We start from the raw sequence: 19,279 nt of genomic DNA, 5'->3' as shown, positions 1-19,279 counted from the left end.
GCGTCGCGTCCTTTTTGGCCACATCGCAACATTTCCCCTATCATATTGAAATATAACAATTATAAATGTCATAAAACGATAGTCGAACTGTCATAGAACCGTTGCTGCCGGCTTTTAGGAGTCGCGACGTAGACAGGATTGCCGACCGGTGAACGGTCGCCGTGCCCTGTCCAGAGAACAACGGAGATAGACCGTGAAGCTTTCCTTTCTTGCGCTCGCCGCTTCAGTAGCCCTGTCGAGCACGATCGCTGCCACTGCTGCCTATGCCGCCGACATCACCGGCGCCGGCGGCACCTTCCCCGCCCCCGTCTACAATGCCTGGGGCAGCGATTTCAAAGCCAAGACCGGCACCGCGCTGAACTATCAGGCGATCGGTTCGGGCGGCGGCCAGACCCAGATCACCAACCGCACCGTCGATTTCGGCGCTTCCGACGCCCCGATGGCCACCGACAAGCTGGCTGCCGCCAAGCTGCTGCAGTTCCCGACCGTGATCGGCGCCATCGTTCCGATCGTGAACATCGAAGGTGTTTCCACCGACCAGCTCACGCTGACCGGCCCGATCATTGCCGACATCTACCAGGGCAAGATCACCAAGTGGAACGATCCGAAGATCGCCGAGCTCAACAAGGATGTGAAACTCCCCGATCTCGACATCGCCCCGGTCTACCGCGCCGACGGCTCGGGCACGACCTATGTGTTCACGTCCTACCTTTCTGCCGTGAGCCCCGACTGGAAGAGCGGCATCGGCGCCGCCACCTCGGTGCAGTGGTCGGCCGGCTCGGGCGCCAAGGGCAATGACGGCGTCGCTGGTGCGGTGAAGAACACCCAGGGCGCCATCGGCTATGTCGAATATGTCTATGCCGCCAACAACAAGCTGACCACCACGCAGCTCCAGAACAAGGACGGCAAGGTCATCAAGCCGACCGTTCCGGCGTTCCAGGCCGCCGCCTCCAAGGCCGACTGGAAGGGTGCCAAGGACTTCGCCGTCTCCATGATCGATGTCGGTGGAGAGACCTCCTGGCCGATCGTCTCCACCACCTTCATCCTGTTGCCGAAGGATCCCAAGGACGCCAAGCAGTCCGCCGAAGTCCTGAAGTTCTTCGACTGGGCCTACAAGGATGGCTCCGCCACCGCCGAAAAGCTCCACTACATCCCGCTGCCCAAGGACGTCATCGACACCGTTCGCACGGCCTGGAAGAGCGAAGTGAAGGCTGCCGACGGCAAGGCTGTCTACGAATAAGTTGAACGCGACCCGGCGCAACCTTGCGCCGGGTCGTCTTCCCAAAAGCGTTTTGCGATTTGGCGGAATCGCCAGGAAGCACAAAGACGCGTCGAACCAAAGAATCGGAGCAAACCAGCGTTTTCGTCTAAACGCGGTTTGCTCCCGTCGAAACACAGGCCGGAATATCGCCATGAGCGCCATAGCCGACTCCTCGCTGGACGCATCCAACTCGGCTGCAAAGGTCGCGCAGGGTTCTCCCTCGCCCGGCGCCAAGACGGTTCCTGGCGCCAACCTGGATCCCATCTTCAAGGCCGCCCTCTATGGTTGCGGCTCTCTCGTGCTTATCCTGCTCTGCTCGATCGTCGTGCTGCTGTTCTATGGCGGCTGGCCGGCGCTGGCCCATTTCGGGCCGAGCTTCTACTGGTCAACCGCCTGGAACCCCGTCACCGAGAAATTCGGCGCCGGGGTGATGATCTACGGCACGCTGTTCACCGGCCTGCTGGCGCTGATCATCGCCCTGCCGATGTCCTTCGGCATCGCCTTCTTCCTGACCGAGATCGCGCCGCAGAGCGTGCGGCGGCCGATCGGTATTGCCATCCAGCTCCTGGCGGCCGTGCCCTCGATCATCTTCGGCATGTGGGGCTCTCTGATCGTGGCGCCGATCCTGGCCCAGACGATCTATCCGCCGATCATCTCCGTCCTCTCGCATGTGCCGGTGCTCGGCTATCTGTTCAAGGGCCCCACCAACGGCGCCGGCATGCTGACCGCCGGCATCATCCTGGCGCTGATGATCATTCCCTTCATCACCGCGATGTTCGTCGAGATCCTCGAAGCCGTGCCCGCCATGCTGAAGGAATCGGCCTATGGCGTCGGCGCCACCACCTATGAGGTCTTCCGCAACGTCTCGGTGCCCTATGGCCGGACCGCGCTCGTCGGTGCCGTGATGCTCGGCTTCGGCCGTGCCCTCGGCGAGACCATGGCCGTGACCTTCGTCATCGGCAACGCCAACCGCATATCGGCATCGCTGTTCTCCTCGGGGGCGACCATCGCCTCCACCATCGCCAACGAATTTCCCGACGCGCCTGCCGGCTCGCTGCGCAGCCAGTCGCTGCTGGAGCTCGGTTTCGTGCTCTTCGTGATTTCCTTCATCGTGCTTGCGATCTCCCGCATGCTCGTGCGCAGCAACGCCAAGTAAGGGAGAGCATCATGGCCCATCTCGCCCACGGCAACGCCCGCCTCGCCCGCCGTCGTGCCCTCGACTACGCCTACAAAGTCGTCTCCATCGGCTTTGCCGCGATCTCCCTTCTGGCGCTCACCTGGATCCTGTACACCCTGCTGCGCGAGGGCCTGCCCTCGCTGACCTTGGACCTCTTCACCAAGGACATGGCTGATGGCGGCCTGCGCAATGCCATCGTCGGCTCTTTCGCCATGGTCTTGCTCGCCCTCCTCATCGGCGCGCCGATCGGCATCATGGCTGGCACCTTCCTCGCCGAGGCGGGGCGCGGCAGCAAGTTCGCCGACGCGGTGCGCTTCATCAACGACATCCTGCTTTCGGCGCCGTCCATCCTGATCGGCCTGTTCGTCTACCAGATGATCGTGGTGACGACGGGCGGCTTCTCCGGCTGGGCCGGCGTGGTCGCCCTCGCCATCATCATCCTGCCGGTGGTCGTGCGCACCACCGAGGACATGCTGGCCCTGGTGCCGATCAGCCTGCGCGAAGCCGCCTTCGCGCTGGGGTCGCCGATGTGGAAGGTCATCACCTCCGTGACCTGGCGCTCGGCCCGCACCGGTATCGTCACCGGCATCCTGCTGGCCCTGGCCCGCGCCGCCGGCGAGACCGCACCCCTGCTGCTGACAGCCTTCGGCAATTCCAACTGGTCGCTCAACCTCGGCAATGCCTTTGCCAGCTTGCCGGCCGCCATCTACCAGCTCGCGCCTTATCCCGACCCCAAGGCCGTCTCGGTGGCCTGGAGCGGCGCCCTCCTCATCACCGCCGGCGTGTTGGCGCTCAATATTCTGACCCGCTTCGTGCTCGCTCCCAAGAAATGAGTGATCCCATGTCCGCTACTCCACAAGCCTCCATCGCGGTTGCCGAACGCCCCATCGCCAATCCAGCCGCCGCCGTGAAGCTCAAGGTCGAGAATCTCGACTTCTTCTATGGCGAGAAGCATGCGCTCAAGGGCATCAATCTCGACATGATCGACCGGCAGGTCACGGCCATGATCGGCCCTTCCGGCTGCGGCAAGTCCACCCTGCTGCGCGTGCTCAACCGCATGTACGACCTCTATCCGGGCCAGACTGCCAAGGGCCGCGTGCTGCTCGATGGTCAGAACGTCATCGGCAAGGAGATCGATCCTGCAGTGCTGCGCGCCCGCATCGGCATGGTGTTCCAGAAGCCCACGCCCTTCCCGATGTCGATCTATGACAACATCGCCTTCGGCGTGCGCCTGCATGAGTCGATCTCCAAGGCGGAAATGGATCAGCGCGTCGAATGGTGCCTGACCAAGGCCGCCCTGTGGAACGAGGTCAAGGACCGCCTGCACGCCTCTGCGCTCGGCATGTCCGGTGGCCAGCAGCAGCGCCTGTGCATCGCCCGCACCATCGCGGTGAAGCCCGAAGTCGTGCTGCTGGACGAGCCGACCTCCGCGCTCGATCCGATCTCGACCGCCAAGATCGAGGAACTGATCGACGAATTGAAGCGGGACTTCACCATCGTCATCGTCACGCACAATATGCAGCAGGCGGCGCGTTGCGCGGATGTGACGGCCTTCTTCTATCTGGGTGACCTCATCGAGGTCGGCCAGACCAACAAGATGTTCACCACCCCGAACGACAGCCGTACGCAGGATTACATCACCGGCCGCTTCGGCTGATCCCTCGGCCAGCGTCGAATTCATTTGGAGGCGGCATGTCCGACCACATCGTTACATCCTTCGATCAGGAATTGCGCGAATTGCGCAACATGATCGCCGAAATGGGTGGCTATGCAGAGAAGAGCGTAGCCGACAGCGTCGAAGCCCTGCTCAAGCGCGACACCCAGCGCGCCAAGGCCGTGATCGAGCTCGATCTGGCGATCGACAAGCTCCAGCGCCAGGTCGAGGACCGGGCTATCCTGGTCATCGCCAAGCGCCAGCCACTGGCACTCGACCTGCGCGAAATCGTCTCGGCCCTGCGGGTGGCCAACGATCTCGAACGCATCGGCGACCTCGGCAAGAACGTCGCCAAGCGCGTGGTCGCCATCCACAGCCATGCGCAGCCGGCCCAGCTCTTCGGCGGTTTCGACCATATGGCTGACCTGGTGCTCGAGCAGCTCAAGCAGGTCCTCGACGCCTTCGCCCAGCGCAATGTTGAAGAAGCGCTCTCGGTCTGGAGTTCGGACGGCGAGATCGATGCGATGTACACCTCGCTGTTCCGCGAATTGCTGACCTACATGATGGAAGATCCGCGCAATATCGGCTTCTGCACCCATCTGCTGTTCTGCGCCAAGAACATCGAGCGCATCGGCGACCATGCCACCAACATCGCCGAGACGGTGCATTACCTGGTGACCGGTGAATCGCCGGCCGGCGAGCGGCCCAAGGCGGACAACAGCACCGATCTCGTCGACCTTCCTGTGCCGGCTAAGTAACAAGGGATAGGCCATGCCTCCCAAGGTTCTGATCGTCGAGGACGAAGAAGCATTGACCCTGCTGCTGCGCTACAATCTCGAAGCCGAAGGCTATGAGGTTGACAGTGTGGCGCGCGGTGACGATGCCGAGATCCGCCTGCGCGAAAGCGTGCCGGATCTGGTATTGCTGGACTGGATGCTGCCGGGGTTGTCGGGTATCGAATTGTGCCGGCGCATCCGCATGCGGCCGGAAACCGAGCGCCTGCCCGTGATCATGCTCACGGCGCGTGGCGAGGAAACCGAGCGTGTGCGGGGTCTGGCCACCGGCGCCGACGATTATGTCGTCAAGCCCTTCTCCGTGCCGGAACTCTCGGCCCGCGTCCGCGCTCTGCTGCGTCGGGCCAAGCCCGATCACGTCGCCTCCCTGCTCAAGGCCGGTGACATTTCCCTCGACCGCGAGACCAAGCGCGTTCATCGCGGCAATCGCGAGATCCGCCTCGGCCCGACCGAATTCCGCCTGCTCGAATTCCTGATGCAGGCGCCGGGACGCGTATTCGCACGCGAGCAATTGCTCGACAGCGTCTGGGGCCGCGACGTCTATATCGACGAGCGCACGGTCGACGTGCATGTCGGGCGACTGCGCAAGGCGATGAACCGCACGCGCGAGATCGACCCGATCCGCACGGTTCGCGGCGCCGGCTATTCCTTCGACGAGACCTTCGCCAAGCAGGCCTAGGACGGATATTTCATCGCCCGACAACAAGGCCGGCGGCTCGCCGCCGGCCTTGTCGCATCACGTACCCGGTACTCGCCCGATCTAGGCGATTTCAGAGGCTTGCGATAAGACGACTTGCCAAAGAAAATGCCGGGGTTGCCATGATCCGTTCCTTGCTCGTCGCGTCGCTTTTGACTGCCAGTTCGTTGGCGCTGCTTCCCAGCGATGCCGCAGCGGCCAAGCTCAAGAAAACCTTGTGTTCGGGCGAGTTCGGTACCGGCTCCGGCTTGGCGGGCTCCTATATCGGCAAGGATTGCTTCATCGCAGCCGACAGCGACATGCAGGAGCAAGTCGCCGGTATCTGCAAGGAAGGCTCGCGATGCGAGGTCGAGGCCATGGTGGAGGTCGCACCCGATGGCAGCAGGCAGATCAGGACCGTCTTGTCCGTCAGGCAGGCCGGACGCGCGCCCGCCACGCGCACGTCCTATGCCCAGAGGGCGGGCAACTATGCCGACGGCATCTATGCCTTGCAGGACGATGGCTGCGACAAGCAGGGGGCGACGCCAGGCAACCGGGTTTCCGTGCAGCTTCTACGGGCAGCCGGTCCTGCCATCCAGCTCTACGGCAAATATTGCGCGGTCATCGAGGCCGATGGCGAGGAGCCTTCCAGCGCCAAGTTCCAGGCGACGCTGCAGCTTCGATGCGGCAGCTCGCCGGCGCAGGACCAGGCCCTGCGAAGCGGCCGCTCCGGCACGGCGGAAACCATCGTGATGACCCCCGCCCCCGAGCGGCAGCTGTGGCTCGATGAAGACACATTGATCCGTTGCCCGATCAAGCGCGCCTATACACCGCAATGGTGGATCGAGGCCCCGCCCTTCAATGGCCGCTATCCCCAATAGCTTCTGCAGGCGCCGATATCAGCCCAGAGCCGCCAGGCGCCCTTGCAGATAACGGCGGATGACGGGATCACTCTCCAGCCCGATCGCCCGCGAATAGGCGTTGCGGGCCTCCTCCTGCCTTGCGGCGCGGGCCAGCAAGTCCGCGCGTGCAGCCCAATAAGGCTGGTAATCGGCGATCCGCCTGTCGCTGGCGACCTCGTCGAGCCCGGCCAATCCGGCTTGCGGTCCCGCAAGACGGGCGAGCGCCACGGCTCTGTTGATGGCAGCGACGGGGGACGCGGTCAGTAGTACCAAGGCCTCATACAGCGTGACGATCGCGGCCCAGTCCGTCGTCGCGCAGATGCGCCTATTGGCATGGGCCGATTGCAGCGCGGCTTCGAGCTGATAGCGACCGATCTGTCGCGCCTGCCCGGCCCTGGCGAGCAAAGCCTCAGCCTCCTCGATCAGGGCGGCATCCCAAAGCGTGGTATCCTGCTGTTCCAACGGGATATAGTCGCCGACCGGGCTACGGCGTGCAGCCCGCCTCGCCTCGGCATGCAGCATCAGGGCCAGCAGGCCGAGCACTTCCGGCTCGCCGGGCAGGAGCGAGACCAGCAACCGGCCGAGCCAGATGCCTTCCACCGACAGATTGCGCTCGCGGGCCTGCGCCCCTTCGGGATCGGCCCAGCCCTCGGCATAGACGGCATAGACGGCCTCCAGTACCGCTTCGAGACGACCGGGCAACTCGTCGGGTTCCGGGATCCGGAAGGGGATGGCGGCCTGCTTGATCTTGAGCTTGGCCCGCACCAATCTCTGGCTCATCGCCGCAGGTGAAACCAGGAAGGCGCTGGCGATCGCGCCGGCGTCGAACCCCAATATCGTCTGCAGGATCAAGGGCGCGCGCACGGCGGCATCGAGCGAGGGATGAGCACAAGCGAACATCAGGCGCAGGCGCTCATCGGGAATGACAGGCTGTTCGGCCTGCTCGGAGGCGAGGGCCTCGACATGGCGGATGACCTCGTCCGCCTTTTCGCCGCGCAGCTTGGCGCGGCGGGCCGCGTCGATCTGCCGGCGCCGGGCCGCGGTCAGGAGCCAGGCTTCGGGATTGGCGGGCACACTGCCCGCCGGCCAATGTTCCAAAGCCGCCGCAAAGGCGTCGGCCAGGGCGTCCTCCGCCCCCGCAATGTCGCCCGAACGTGCCGCGAGAAGGGCGACGAGCCTGCCATAGCTGCGTCGCGCGACGATTTCGGCAAGTTCGACGGCGGGGGCGGAAGGCACCGGATCGGCTCGCTTGGTTCAATAATCCTTGGGTCCCACACCGGCCGGACCTCGATGGTACCGATGGCTGCACTCGGGCAACGCGCAGCCCAGCCGATCGCGGCATCCAGGTCCGGCACATCGATGATGTAGAAACCGCCGAGTTGTTCCCTGGTGTCGGCGAAGGGGCCGTTGAGCACCTGGGTCTTGCCGTCGGCGAGGCGCACGGTCGTCGCCGCAGACGTGGGGCGCAGACGGCTCCACGGGCCGAGAGCACCGGCCGATCTGAGGGCCTCCGTATAGGCCTGATAGGCGGCCAGCACAGCCTGCTTATTGGCGGGGTCCACCTTCAGCATGGCTTCCTCGTTGCTGTAGATCAGAATCGCGAACTGCATGGGTCTCTCCTGTCTCCGCCGGCGCATGATGCGCCGGCATGACAATGACGCGCCATCCCGTTCGCTTTCGACAGCAGGACGAAAATTATGCGCTCGCCTTGGTGAGTTGCTCGATCTCGCCCGAACCCAGATTGAGTTCGGTCGCCTTGATCAGGTCCCCAAGTTGCTCGACGCTGGTGGCGCTGGCGATCGGAGCGACGATGCCGGGCCTTGCGATAAGCCAGGCGATGGCGACCTGGGCCGGTGTGGCGCTCTTGGCCTCGGCTACCGCATCGAGAGCGGCCAGGATGCGCAGGCCCCGCTCGTTGAGATAATTGGCCATCTCGCCGCCACGCGCGTTGCTCTTGGCGAAATCGGCCTCGCTGCGATATTTGCCGGAGAGGAACCCCCTCGCCAGCGAGAAATAGCTGGTCACGCCGATCTCGTTCTTGAGACAGAACGCCTCGAGCTCGTTCTCATAGCCGGCGCGGTCATAGAGATTGTAGTGCGTCTGCAGATTCTCGAAACGCGGCCACATCTCCTTGGTGCTGATAGCCAGCGCCTTGAACATCGTGTTGGCGCTATGATTGGAATTGCCGATCACGCGCACCTTGCCGGCCTTGATCAACTCGTCATAGGCGGAGAGCGTTTCTTCCAGATCCACCTCCGGATCCTCCCAATGGGAGAGGTAGAGGTCGATGTAATCGGTTTGCAGGCGCCGCAGGGAATCCTCGGCCGCCTTGAGGATATAGTCGCGCGACAGGCCCTTCTTGCCGGGCCCCATTTCCGAGCCGACCTTGGTGGTGAGCACGATGTCGGCGCGATTGCCGCGGGCCTTCATCCATTTGCCGATGATGGCTTCAGACTCACCGCCCTGATTGCCGGGAACCCAGGCCGAATAGACATCCGCCGTGTCGATCAGGTTGAAGCCGCCCCCAACGAAAGCATCGAGGACAGCGAAGGAGGCTTTCTCATCCGCGCTCCAGCCGAAGACATTGCCGCCCAGGCCCAACGGAGCAACCGAAAGATCAGACCGCCCAATCGCACGTTTTTCCATAAATGCTCTCCATGATCATGACAAAATATGGACCTGACCGGCACGAAAGCGTGCCGGCTCGGCCTCCAGGGCCGCAGGGAACTCAAATCGAATAGGTCAGTTCCTGTTCCCCGCCACCTGCCCGACGCATCTCTTCCACCGACATGTTGTCGAGCAGGTCGGAAGAAAGGTCCCGCACACGCCGCATCAAAAGGCGTACGGTGCAACCTGGAACATCCGGGCAGTCGAGGCAAGGCTGATAAGCGGTGTGGCTGGCGCAGGCGATCGGCGCGAGCGGACCGTCGAGGACCCGGATGGCATTGCCGACGCTGATCTGGCTGGCCTCGCGGGCCAGCATATAGCCACCGCCCTTGCCTTTCTTGGAGCGCACGATGCCGGCCACGCGCAACTCACCCAGGATCGCATCGAGAAACTTCTTGGGAATGCGGTTTGCCTCGGCGATTTCCTGGCTTTGCGCCGTCTCGCCGGCCGGCAGGCCGGCCAGATGCGCCAGCGCCTTGAGACCATATTTGCCCTTGTTCGTCAGCATCGCCCTGATTGCTCCGCGTGACAGAAGTCTATCCTGTCTATCACGAATATAGGGATTATCGATCGAATCGGAAGGTCTACCCCAACGAAGGAGGGGCTCGAAACCAAGGCGCATGTGGAAAGAAAGATGCAGGCGAGGACGCCCGTGATCGCAAAGAAGGATCTCAGCTCATCTCAGGCAAGGTCTTGGGCCTGCCCGGCGGTTCGGGAGAGAGATCCTCGTATAGCCCCTGGGCCTCACTGGCAGGCCCCCGGCGCTCACCGAGCGCGAGAATGCGATAGACCCTGACGGTACGCTCCAGCGCGATGGTCAGAACATCCTCGGGCTTGACCGCCTTGGCAGGCGTATCAATTCGGGTGCCGTTGAGGCGGACATGACCGTCCGCCACCAATTTTGCTGCCAGAGAGCGTGTCTTCACGACACGCGCATGCCAGAGCCATTTATCGATCCGAAGACGATCCTGGCTGCCGGCCTGGTCCATAGGTCAGGTTCCTCGAATCCGGTTCCTTGAATCCGATTCTTGGGATCAGCTCTTGTCCGACTTGCCGCCCTGCATCTGCTCCTTCAAGGCAAGGAGCTTGGCGAAGGGCGAGTTCGGATCCGGGGCGCGATTGGACTCGCGTCCCTGCGGCTTGGAGTCGCTCGACCAGTTGCGCGGACGCTCACCACCCCGATCCTGGCGATCGGGACGCGGGCCGCGATCGGGACGAGGGCCACGATCGGGACGGGCATCGCCCTGGCGGCGCCCTCCTTCTCCGGCCGGCTTGCGATCTCCGGGCCGGTTTTCTTCGCGCGGCCGGCCATTGCCGCGATCATCGCGACGCGGCCGTTCGAAGCGATTTGGCCGTTCGCCTTGCCGGGCCTCCGCCCCCTCAGCCGGCGCGGCCGGCGCCGCTCCGTCCACGGGCGCGGGGCGGCCGCGGCGGAAGCCGCCGCCGGCCTCCGGCTTGCGCTCCCCGCCCGGCTGGCGGTTGCCGTGCTGGGGGCGGCCTTGATGATGCGGGCGCTGATGACGCTCGAAGCGCGCCGGACGCCAGACCTCGATCTCCGGCACTTCCTCCACGCCTGCCGCGACGGTAGGCGTCTCGGAGGCAGGTGCCTCGGAGGAGGCTTCGACGGTGGCTGCAGCTTCACCGGTGGCAATCTCGGCGCTTTCGCTCGCTTCCGCGGGCGTCTCCGGAGCCACAGCTTCGTCTGCCGGCGCTTCGTCGACTTGAGTTGCCTCGACTTGAGCTTCTTCGACTTGAGCTTCTTCGACTTGGACTTCCTCGGCCTGAGTCTCCTCAGCCTGAATGTCCTCCGCCTGGGCTTCCTCCGCTGGCGCCTCGATGCTGGCCATCACCTCGACCGGCGTTTCGTCCGCCGTCTCCCCGGCAACCTCGGCGACTTCCTCGAAGCTGCGCTCATGTGGCGGCGAGCCGATCGCCTCCATGGCATCGATCTCGGCCGGGCTCGGCGTGGCCTCCTGGCTTGATTCGGCCGCCTCCGCCCCATTCGCCGCGTCAGAGGCGGCAGCCTCGACGGGGGCTGCAGGCTCGGTCGGCGCAGGCAGCCTGATCTCGTGGGTGATCGCCGGCCCCTTGCGCTTTTCGGAGCGATAGCCCAGGCCCCGCAGGATCGAGGCGAAGTCTTCGCCCGAGCAGCCGACCAGCGAGGTCATCTGCACGGTCGCAATGAAGCTGTCGCCATCGGCAGCGCCGGCCGGGGGCTGGCCTACCGTGGTGCCTGGACGATAGGCAATCGCCGGGCGAATGAGATCGGCAAGGCGTTCGAGAATGTCGACGCGCACCGCCCGCTCACCGCAGACGCGATAGCCGACAAGGCGATAAAGTCCCTTGTCGATGCTCTTGTCGGCCGGCATCGAGGTCCGGCCGGATGCCGCCAGATGCGGGATCTCGTCGAGCCCCTTCTGGTCGAGGCCACCATGGGTGAGAGCCCAGAGCTGCGCCGCGAGCGCGCGGGGCGCCGGTTTCATCAGCATCGGCAGATAGATGTGATAGGCGCCGAAGCGCACGCCATGCTTGCGCAGCGAAGCACGCTGGTTCTGGTCGAGCTGCTTGAGGTCCTCGGCCACTTTGGAGCGGTCGAGCACGCCCAGCGCTTCGACGAGCTGGAAGGCGATTCCCTTGGCCAGCCCCTGCAGATCTTCGGCCTTGTCCAGCAGCAGCAGCGGCCCGAGCAGGCGGGTAATATGGTTGCCGATCCAGATGTCGAGCCGCGTCTGCACGGAATCGCGCGCGGGGCCCGTCAATTGCTCGTCCGCCAGCAGGCGGATGCGCGGGGCGAGCGGCCTTTCCCCACCGAGGAGCTTGGCTACGGGCTCGCCGATCCAGCGCACGGTGCCATCCGCCGCCAGGGCGAATTCGGTATCGGGCGCCTGCGCGAATTTCTGGCTGCGCGTCTCGATCTCGCCAGCCAGAGCCTTGGCTGCCGCGGCTCGCAAGGCACGGCCGCTCTCACCGTCACCGGCACTCGGATCGGGTGCAAACTGGAAACCCTGCAGCGTTCCGACATGCTGCCCTTCGACAATCACATCGCCGGTCTTGGTAATTTCAGTCTCAAGCATAGCGTTTTCTCTAAGGCGCCGCATCAGCACGCTGGTGCGACGGTCGACAAAGCGTTGGGCAAGCCGTTCATGCAATGCGTCGGAGAGCTTGTCCTCCACACTGCGTGTGACACCTTGCCAATGAGCGGGGTCTTTCAGCCAGTCAAGCCGATTTGCCGCAAAAGTCCAGGTTCGGATATGGGCGATACGCGTTGAGAGCGTATCGATATCGCCGTCGGTCCGATCCGACATGGCGACCTGACGGGCGAACCAGTCGTCGGGGACCTTACCCTCACGCATCAAAAATCCATAGAGATTCGTGATGATGTCGGCGTGAGAATGAGGGGAAATCTTGCGATAGTCCGGCAGCCCGGCCACTTCCCACAGGCGCGCCACGGCCTGCCCTCCCTTGGCGAGGCGCCTCACCTCCTCATCGCGGGCGAGGATGGAGAGGGCCCGGATGTCGTCGGCGTCGGGAGCCCGGGTCAGGCCCTGCTCCTCCGGCGTGGCCGACAGCGAGGCCTGGAGCGCCTCCACCGAGGTGAAATTCAAGGCCGGATTGCGCCACTGCAGCACTTTCACGCTGTCGAAGCTGTGGCCTTCGATGGCCTCCACGAGTTCGGGCTCGAAAGGATCGCAGCGTCCGGTCGAGCCGAAGGTGCCGTCGCGAACATGGCGCCCGGCACGGCCGGCGATCTGCCCGAACTCGGCAGGCGTCAGGCGGCGGAACTGATAGCCGTCGAATTTGCGGTCACCGGCAAAGGCGACATGGTCGACATCGAGATTGAGCCCCATGCCGATGGCATCGGTGGCCACCAGGAAATCGACATCGCCATTTTGATACATCGCCACCTGCGCATTGCGGGTGCGCGGCGACAGCGCTCCCAGCACCACGGCGGCGCCGCCGCGCTGGCGGCGGATCAGTTCGGCGATGGCATAGACCTCGTCGGCCGAGAAGGCGACAATGGCGGTTCGCCGTGGCAGACGCGTCAGCTTGCGGTCGCCGGCGAACAGGAGATGGGACAGGCGCGGCCGAGTGACGACGTTGACGCCCGGAATCAATCTCTCGATGATCGGCCTCATCGTCGCCGAGCCGAGCAGCAGCGTCTCATGCGTGCCGCGGCGGTTGAGCAGCCTGTCGGTGAAGACATGCCCGCGTTCGAGATCGGCGGCGATCTGGATCTCGTCGAGCGCCACGAACGGCACTTCCAGATCGCGCGGCATGGCTTCCGCCGTCGCCACCCAGTAGCGGGCCTTGTCGGGCTTGATCTTTTCCTCGCCGGTGACCAGCGCCACGAACTCGGCTCCGACCCGCTCCACCAGCTTGTTGTAGACCTCGCGCGCCAAGAGGCGCAGCGGCAGGCCGATAATGCCAGCGCCATGGCCAAGCAGGCGCTCGATGGCCAGATAGGTCTTGCCGGTATTGGTCGGCCCCAGCACCGCTGTAACGCCGCGTGCGCGCACGGATGGGGGCAGGATGGGAGGCAGCATCAAGTCGGCGGTCTTTCGGGTGTCATTTCACAGAGCAAAGCGCGTTTTGGCGATAACGCTTCCTGGCTCTAATTCCTTGTTTCGATGCGTCTTTGCGATTCGGCGCGATTTCGTCAAATCGCTTTTGGGGAAGCCGAAGCCCCCGATTCAGGATTTGCCGGACACCCATTGCCCCGCGACGTCAAGGAAATACGACCTTTGCGGGCATTTCCTGCATTCTGGTACCAGACACACGCCATTCTGTCTCGCCATGAAACGCAAATATGGGCGCGGGCGGCCGAAATTTAACCCCCCGAACGGGATTGGAACGAAAAGCGCCCGAATCGCTGCCCCGGCTGAATTCCTGCTCTGTTCGGCTGATGTCAGGAAGGTTGGCGCGACGGGAGCCCCTTGCCTGAACAGGGTTAACACCGCATCCGCTCCCGACAGCAGCGACACGCCGGCTCGTTTCCCATTCTGGAACGGGCTTTCGGGGCCTTCCGACAGGCCATTAACGCTTGGAACGGCGTCTGAACGAAGCGAGAGCGAATCACCGACTATCCTGCCGATCGAGCGATCCGGCCCTCTGTTCATCTCTCTTCGCCCATGAGGAAAGTGTTGCTGGCCCCTACTCCCGGCAGGCAAGGGTTAATTCCCGGAATGGACCACCCTGGCCGGCTTTTCAGGGTGCGGCTTAAGGCTTGGTACGCGCCTGGAACAAAGGGCGCCCGAATCACCGACTTGGTTCGACAGCAGAACGGGCCGGTCCTGGGACCGGCCCGCAAATCATGTCGCCCAAATCATGTCACCCCTGGGCGACGAAGTGGCTGCTACCAGCGATGCCAGCGGCGATGTCCCCCGCCCCAGCCGCGATGGTGGTAGTAGCGGGGGCGATAGTAGTGGCGGTAATGGGGCCGATAATAATGGCGCCTGTAATAGGGACGGTAATAGGGGCGATAATAATGGCGGGGTCGCCAATAGGGGCGATGACGCACGCAGCGTCCCCAGCGATTGGGAGCCCAGCCCCGCGGGCAACCCCAGCGAATATCCTGCGCCAGACCGCCGGCGTTGGTCTGGCCGGCCGGCGCAACAGGCATGGCTGACGAAGTCTGGACCGTAGCGAAGAAGCCGATCGCGGCAAAGCAAGCCGCGAAGATCAACCCAATGGGTGTTCTCATCCCGCACTCTCCTTGAACGTTTTGCGCTTCAGCAGAACCACAAAGACGCATCGACAAAGGAAGCTCAAGCAAAGACGCGTTTTTTCAAAACACACTTTGCTTCAGACACTTGTGATGACGAAAATTAGCAAGGGTGAGCTGAACCGTATCTGAACGGCACAGACCTCTGTTCCAAAGCGGAACAACTGGGCTCGATGAGAGACAACGTCTTAAGAAAACGAACAGCGCCTGAACGAAAGGCGAGCGAATCAGCCTTCGTGGCCGTTCGGATCGGAGCCGATGCGGCGCAGGCGTTCCTTCACGCCGGCCAGTTCGGTCGACATTTCCTGCACGCGGTGACGAAGCTCGTCGGCGATGCGGGCCGCCGTCGCCGGATATTCCTCCAGCGTACGCCGGAACATCTGACGCGACACGCGCAGCACCACGCTGGCCTCGCGGGCGATGGCGGTGGTGGGGCGGCGCGTTTCCGACAGCAGGGCCATTTCGCCGATCAGGGTACCAGGTCCGACGATGGCGCTGGCGACATCATCGTCGATCAGGGTGATCGCACCCGAGACGACGACGAAGCCATATTCGGAAATGTCGTCCTTGCGGAACAGCGTGTCGCCGGCGCGCAGCCGCCTGGTTTCGGACGAGAAGGCGAGCAGGCGCAAGGCATCGCGGTCCATGGCGCGGAACAGCGCCACTCTTTCCAGCAATACCATATCGTCTTCGAGCGCCATCTGCGGCCCTGGGTTCGAGAAGAGAGGCCCTAGAGGCTGTTATGGACCATGGATAGGGTTTTGATGAGGTCAAGACTGGCTAGATGGGAGGAGCGAGCGCTGCCAAGACTTTCGTCTTGGCAAGCGAAGCGACGCTGCAGATGGCCAGTCTTGACCTCACCCCGCAGGGGCGTGGCGATTTTGCTCGACGAGTACGTCCTTCTTCGTAGCAAACCGCAAGGTTTGCGTCCTCGAACTCCTTCTCCTCGACCAAAATCGCTCACGTCAAAACCCCATCCATGGTCCATAACAGCCTCTAGGGCACCAGCTTGTAGCCGCCGCCTTCGGTGACCAGCAGGGCCGCGTTGGACGGATCCTTCTCGATCTTCTGCCGCAGGCGGTAGATGTGGGTTTCGAGCGTATGGGTGGTCACGCCCGAATTGTAGCCCCAGACCTCCTGCAGCAGCACGTCGCGCTGCACCGCCTTCTGACCGGAGCGATAGAGATAGCGCAGGATCGAGGTTTCCTTCTCGGTCAGCCGCACCTTGGAGCCCTTCTCGGTCAAGAGCAATTTGGAGGCTGGCTTGAAAGTGAAGGGGCCGATGTTGAAGACGGCGTCCTCGCTCGTCTCATGCTGGCGCAGATGGGCGCGCACGCGGGCGAGCAGCACGGCGAAGCGGAAGGGCTTGACGACATAGTCGTTCGCCCCGGCCTCGAGGCCGAGAATGGTGTCGGCGTCGGAATCATGGCCGGTGAGCATGATGATCGGCGATTTGAACCCGTTCTTGCGCAGAAGCTTGACGGCTTCGCGCCCGTCCATATCCGGCAGACCGACATCCATGATCACGAGATCGAGATGGTCCGACTTGGCGATCTGAACCGCGCGGCTTGCGGATTCGGCCTGCTCGATCTCGAACTCGTCATAGAGCGCCAATTGCTCGGCCAGGGCCTGGCGCAGCTCGTTATCATCGTCGACGATCAGAATTTTTCGACTGCCGGACATGAGATTCCCCAGAAGGCGGAAGCGTTTGAAATCCCGCAGATTCCTCCTGAGCGAGCCTGTGGTTCGATCAGGAAGAATCTGTTCAGGCGCTCGGCGTGCGCGGCAGGAAACCCGGTATGCTTTCGCGCTTTGAATACCAAAGCAAAGCGCGTTTTAGCGAAAACGCCCTTTTGCCCTAGTTTCCGAGCCAATCCAATGGATTGGCTCGAGCGTCTTTGCGATTCCTGGTGACTCCCACAAATCGTAAAACGCTTTAGCGCTCTATCGCATTATGACGGTGTGCGCCATGATTTGTGAATCGCAGCAATGCACTTTCGACAGGCATTTGTGCCGAAATTATTGAAAGTCAGCCCTTGAAACACAGGATCGACCTCATCCGCGCGCGGGTCTCGCTGCTTTCAGGCGGCCGCGGACGTTTGACGGTAGGTTGGGTCGCCTATCTTTGGGCGCGCCGACCGCCGGCTTCGTCGCCGTACCACCGGACGTGTTCCGCAAGGCGCTGCCGCGTCTGTCGCGCTATGCCGTGATGGTGGCCGAACGAGGGAGGCATCGGCCATGCGAAAAAGCCCCGAGATATTTCATAGCAAGGATGAATTGATGAGGAAGATCATTTTCGCCGCAGCCGGATTCGCGATTGCCGCGACGGCTTTTGCCACTGCGACGGCGGCCATGAGCGTTCAGGATGTCGCAGCTGGCACCTATGTCCGTCGGGACAATGGCGAAGCCACGCTCGTGGTCAAGCGAACCAGCGAGCATTGGCGGGTGAGCGCCGCCATCGGCGGCGTTCCAAACGGCGCGGCGACGGTTGCCGACTGCGGCTTCATCGCCGAAGGCACGATCACCGGCCGGGCCTTCGAGGGCAAGGTTACCCGCGTCAACATCGTGGCTGATCTCGACGAGGAGGGCGATGTGGCCAAGCCCGGCCTCGGCCTCGCCTTCTCCGTCGACAACGGCACGATCACGATTCGCGGCGCCGATGCGGCAGCCATCTGCGGTGGCGGGGGCAGCGTGATAGACGGCGTCTACAAGCGCAGGAGCCATTGATACCGGCGCTTCACGACCTGCCTTCCTTCAACCCCGTTGCCGCCCCTTTCGATCCCCCTGGAATATTCGCAATGAAACGCCTGGCTTTCAGCATAGTCGCCCTGACTGCATTCCATGCCCTGCCCGCCCACGCCATCGACTGCAAGAAGGCCTCGACCTCGATCGAACGCCGCATCTGCGCCGACAAATCGTTGCGGCGGGCCGATGCCGCGATGGGCGCGGCCTATGCCAAGATCCTCAAGGCCAGCCCGGATCCGCAGATCCGCGCCATGCTGATCGAAAGCCAGAAACATTGGCTAGCGCGGCGGGACCTTCGCCTGGACACCGAGGGCGAAAGCCAAGGCGACGGCCGGAGAGAGGGCGAGGAAGCATCCGATGAGGAGGCGCCGAATGTGCTGCTCAAGGCGATCGAGGCCCGAACCGCGGATCTGGCCGAATACTCCAAGACCAATCCGACGCTACCGCGCCTCATCGAGATCGCCAACAAGCAGCGCCAGTTCAACGCCCAGTTCACCGGTGGTCCCTTCGCGGGCTACAGCGCGGATTGTGACTTTCTGCCCAGCAGCGGGGAGCAGATCTATACCTGCCTAGGAACCCGCTCCTATCAGAACAAGGACCGGGTCTGCTCCGTGACGACGGACTTTGCCACCAACGCGCTCTATGTCACCCAGACGGTGGCCGACGTCGTTGACGGAAAGCTCAAGACGATCGCGACCTGCGGCGACGAGAACGGCAACAGCCCCTGCCCCGATAGCCAGCCTTCCTCCGACCGGCATTGGACCCCTCAACCGGCTGCAAGTGCCAATACAGGCGGCGGCGCGAGCACGCCCTCGCCCAAGATCAGCGCCGATCTCGGCGAGGACGAAGACAGCCCATGGCTGCGCGCCTGCCTCACGGACATGAGCTATCCCCTCGCCGACCCCACCAGCGACGGCAGCAAGAAATAGCCCCCGCGCACGCCGCCGGCCGAGAGAAAAGCTCAGCGTGTCCCGAAGATGGCGCTGCCCACCCGCACATGGGTGGCGCCGACCTCGATGGCAGTCTCGAAATCGCTCGACATGCCCATCGAGAGCATCGAAAGCCCGTTGCGCGCGGCGATCTTGGCGAGCAGGGCGAAATGCGGCCCGGGCGACTGCTCCACCGGCGGAATGCACATCAGCCCATCGATGGCGAGGCCATAGTCGTCGCGGCAGGCCGCGATGAAGGCATCGGCCTCCTGAGGAACAACACCGGCCTTCTGAGCCTCCTCGCCCGTATTGACCTGCACCAGCAAGCGCGGTGCCTTGCCCTGCCTGGCGATTTCCTTGGCAAGCGTCTGGGCCACCGAGGGACGATCGACCGTATGGATCACGTCGAACAGGGCGACCGCCTCCTTGGCCTTGTTGGACTGCAGCGGGCCGATGAGGTGCAGTTCGACATCGGGAAAGACGGCTTTGAGATCAGGCCACTTGCCCTGCGCCTCCTGCACGCGATTCTCGCCGAAGACCCGCTGGCCCGCGGCGAGCACGGGCTCGATCGCCTCCGGCCCGAACGTCTTGGAAACGGCGACCAGCGCCACCGAACCGGCGGGACGCAGCGCGTCGGCTTCAGCGCGGGCGATGGCTAGGCGGACCCCCGCAAGGCGGGCCGGAGCATCGGACATGAGATGATTTCCAGAGAGTGACGAAAGACGAAACAGGCCTTCGACATAATAGGACAG

The 19,279-nt window shown here is 63.5% G+C and carries 18 protein-coding genes and 1 pseudogene; 9 read left to right on the top strand and 10 right to left on the bottom strand.

Annotated features, from left to right (window positions below; all coding sequences use genetic code 11):
- Positions 1 to 193: 193 nt before the first annotated feature.
- From pstS to AB4037_RS00135, 7 genes are all read left to right on the top strand, one after another.
- On the top strand, positions 194 to 1,240 hold the full coding sequence (gene pstS / locus AB4037_RS00165) for a phosphate ABC transporter substrate-binding protein PstS (protein WP_434958089.1): 1,047 nt from the start codon (positions 194 to 196) through the stop codon (positions 1,238 to 1,240).
- Positions 1,241 to 1,412: 172 nt separating this feature from the next.
- Positions 1,413 to 2,417 carry a phosphate ABC transporter permease subunit PstC gene (gene pstC, locus AB4037_RS00160; protein ID WP_434958090.1) on the top strand — a complete coding sequence of 335 codons (1,005 nt, stop codon included), beginning with the start codon at positions 1,413 to 1,415 and terminating at the stop codon, positions 2,415 to 2,417.
- A gap of 11 nt (positions 2,418 to 2,428) precedes the next feature.
- Complete coding sequence (gene pstA, locus AB4037_RS00155) at positions 2,429 to 3,271, top strand: phosphate ABC transporter permease PstA (RefSeq protein ID WP_441770134.1); 843 nt, start codon at positions 2,429 to 2,431, stop codon at positions 3,269 to 3,271.
- Entirely contained in the window at positions 3,268 to 4,095 is an 828-nt protein-coding gene (pstB, locus tag AB4037_RS00150; protein ID WP_441770133.1) for a phosphate ABC transporter ATP-binding protein PstB, read from the top strand. Before pstA ends, pstB begins: the two co-directional genes overlap by 4 nt.
- A 35-nt stretch (positions 4,096 to 4,130) precedes the next feature.
- Entirely contained in the window at positions 4,131 to 4,850 is a 720-nt protein-coding gene (phoU, locus tag AB4037_RS00145; protein WP_434958093.1) for a phosphate signaling complex protein PhoU, read from the top strand.
- 13 nt (positions 4,851 to 4,863) lie between these two features.
- Positions 4,864 to 5,565, top strand: coding sequence for a phosphate regulon transcriptional regulator PhoB (phoB, locus tag AB4037_RS00140; protein ID WP_149253701.1), 702 nt, complete (start codon positions 4,864 to 4,866; stop codon positions 5,563 to 5,565).
- 140 nt (positions 5,566 to 5,705) lie between these two features.
- A complete protein-coding gene (locus AB4037_RS00135) occupies positions 5,706 to 6,443 on the top strand; it encodes a hypothetical protein (RefSeq protein WP_441770132.1) in 738 nt (245 codons plus the stop codon).
- An 18-nt stretch (positions 6,444 to 6,461) separates the two neighbouring features.
- On the opposite strand, the gene AB4037_RS00130 is transcribed toward AB4037_RS00135, so the two are convergent.
- The 9 genes and pseudogenes from AB4037_RS00130 to AB4037_RS00090 all read right to left on the bottom strand — a co-directional run bounded on the left by AB4037_RS00130 (position 6,462) and on the right by AB4037_RS00090 (position 16,536).
- Entirely contained in the window at positions 6,462 to 7,700 is a 1,239-nt protein-coding gene (locus AB4037_RS00130; protein ID WP_441770131.1) for an RNA polymerase sigma factor, read from the bottom strand.
- A gap of 44 nt (positions 7,701 to 7,744) precedes the next feature.
- Positions 7,745 to 8,074: pseudogene (locus tag AB4037_RS00125) on the bottom strand (YciI family protein); the annotation flags it as partial.
- 85 nt (positions 8,075 to 8,159) lie between these two features.
- On the bottom strand, positions 8,160 to 9,110 hold the full coding sequence (locus AB4037_RS00120) for an aldo/keto reductase (RefSeq protein ID WP_434958097.1): 951 nt from the start codon (positions 9,108 to 9,110) through the stop codon (positions 8,160 to 8,162).
- Between the two features lie 82 nt (positions 9,111 to 9,192).
- Complete coding sequence (locus AB4037_RS00115; RefSeq protein ID WP_434958098.1) at positions 9,193 to 9,639, bottom strand: RrF2 family transcriptional regulator; 447 nt, start codon at positions 9,637 to 9,639, stop codon at positions 9,193 to 9,195.
- 163 nt (positions 9,640 to 9,802) lie between these two features.
- Entirely contained in the window at positions 9,803 to 10,120 is a 318-nt protein-coding gene (locus AB4037_RS00110) for an RNA-binding S4 domain-containing protein (protein ID WP_434958099.1), read from the bottom strand.
- 45 nt (positions 10,121 to 10,165) lie between these two features.
- Positions 10,166 to 13,675, bottom strand: a complete 3,510-nt coding sequence (locus AB4037_RS00105; protein WP_441770521.1) for a helicase-related protein — start codon at positions 13,673 to 13,675, stop codon at positions 10,166 to 10,168.
- A gap of 809 nt (positions 13,676 to 14,484) precedes the next feature.
- On the bottom strand, positions 14,485 to 14,832 hold the full coding sequence (locus AB4037_RS00100; RefSeq protein ID WP_441770130.1) for a hypothetical protein: 348 nt from the start codon (positions 14,830 to 14,832) through the stop codon (positions 14,485 to 14,487).
- 248 nt (positions 14,833 to 15,080) lie between these two features.
- Positions 15,081 to 15,554, bottom strand: a complete 474-nt coding sequence (locus AB4037_RS00095; RefSeq protein ID WP_434958101.1) for a cyclic nucleotide-binding domain-containing protein — start codon at positions 15,552 to 15,554, stop codon at positions 15,081 to 15,083.
- Positions 15,555 to 15,849: 295 nt separating this feature from the next.
- Positions 15,850 to 16,536 (bottom strand): response regulator transcription factor, encoded by a 687-nt coding sequence (locus AB4037_RS00090; RefSeq protein ID WP_434958102.1) that lies wholly within the window; start codon positions 16,534 to 16,536, stop codon positions 15,850 to 15,852.
- A gap of 597 nt (positions 16,537 to 17,133) precedes the next feature.
- Between AB4037_RS00090 and AB4037_RS00085 the strand changes: the two genes are divergently transcribed.
- Together AB4037_RS00085 and AB4037_RS00080 are read left to right on the top strand one after the other, a co-directional pair.
- Complete coding sequence (locus tag AB4037_RS00085; protein ID WP_441770129.1) at positions 17,134 to 17,580, top strand: hypothetical protein; 447 nt, start codon at positions 17,134 to 17,136, stop codon at positions 17,578 to 17,580.
- A 71-nt stretch (positions 17,581 to 17,651) separates the two neighbouring features.
- Complete coding sequence (locus tag AB4037_RS00080) at positions 17,652 to 18,527, top strand: lysozyme inhibitor LprI family protein (RefSeq protein ID WP_441770128.1); 876 nt, start codon at positions 17,652 to 17,654, stop codon at positions 18,525 to 18,527.
- A gap of 32 nt (positions 18,528 to 18,559) precedes the next feature.
- Here the strand turns inward: AB4037_RS00080 and AB4037_RS00075 are convergent, their stop codons facing one another.
- Positions 18,560 to 19,222 carry a YggS family pyridoxal phosphate-dependent enzyme gene (locus AB4037_RS00075; RefSeq protein ID WP_441770127.1) on the bottom strand — a complete coding sequence of 221 codons (663 nt, stop codon included), beginning with the start codon at positions 19,220 to 19,222 and terminating at the stop codon, positions 18,560 to 18,562.
- Positions 19,223 to 19,279 lie beyond the last annotated feature (57 nt).

It is taken from the genome of Labrys sp. KB_33_2 (assembly GCF_052114505.1).
GTDB lineage: Bacteria > Pseudomonadota > Alphaproteobacteria > Rhizobiales > Labraceae > Labrys.
Note: the sequence above shows the minus strand (reverse complement) of the source record. Positions and strands in the feature narration are given on the sequence as shown.

Coding starts and splice junctions, on each gene's coding strand:
- pstC (WP_434958090.1), top strand. CDS start 1,413: ATGAGCGCCATAGCCGACTCCTCGCTGGACGCATCCAACTCGGCTGCA.
- pstA (WP_441770134.1), top strand. CDS start 2,429: ATGGCCCATCTCGCCCACGGCAACGCCCGCCTCGCCCGCCGTCGTGCC.
- pstB (WP_441770133.1), top strand. CDS start 3,268: ATGAGTGATCCCATGTCCGCTACTCCACAAGCCTCCATCGCGGTTGCC.
- phoU (WP_434958093.1), top strand. CDS start 4,131: ATGTCCGACCACATCGTTACATCCTTCGATCAGGAATTGCGCGAATTG.
- phoB (WP_149253701.1), top strand. CDS start 4,864: ATGCCTCCCAAGGTTCTGATCGTCGAGGACGAAGAAGCATTGACCCTG.
- AB4037_RS00135 (WP_441770132.1), top strand. CDS start 5,706: ATGATCCGTTCCTTGCTCGTCGCGTCGCTTTTGACTGCCAGTTCGTTG.
- AB4037_RS00120 (WP_434958097.1), bottom strand. CDS start 9,110: ATGGAAAAACGTGCGATTGGGCGGTCTGATCTTTCGGTTGCTCCGTTG.
- AB4037_RS00115 (WP_434958098.1), bottom strand. CDS start 9,639: ATGCTGACGAACAAGGGCAAATATGGTCTCAAGGCGCTGGCGCATCTG.
- AB4037_RS00110 (WP_434958099.1), bottom strand. CDS start 10,120: ATGGACCAGGCCGGCAGCCAGGATCGTCTTCGGATCGATAAATGGCTC.
- AB4037_RS00105 (WP_441770521.1), bottom strand. CDS start 13,675: ATGCTGCCTCCCATCCTGCCCCCATCCGTGCGCGCACGCGGCGTTACA.
- AB4037_RS00100 (WP_441770130.1), bottom strand. CDS start 14,832: ATGAGAACACCCATTGGGTTGATCTTCGCGGCTTGCTTTGCCGCGATC.
- AB4037_RS00095 (WP_434958101.1), bottom strand. CDS start 15,554: ATGGCGCTCGAAGACGATATGGTATTGCTGGAAAGAGTGGCGCTGTTC.
- AB4037_RS00090 (WP_434958102.1), bottom strand. CDS start 16,536: ATGTCCGGCAGTCGAAAAATTCTGATCGTCGACGATGATAACGAGCTG.
- AB4037_RS00085 (WP_441770129.1), top strand. CDS start 17,134: ATGAGGAAGATCATTTTCGCCGCAGCCGGATTCGCGATTGCCGCGACG.
- AB4037_RS00080 (WP_441770128.1), top strand. CDS start 17,652: ATGAAACGCCTGGCTTTCAGCATAGTCGCCCTGACTGCATTCCATGCC.
- AB4037_RS00075 (WP_441770127.1), bottom strand. CDS start 19,222: ATGTCCGATGCTCCGGCCCGCCTTGCGGGGGTCCGCCTAGCCATCGCC.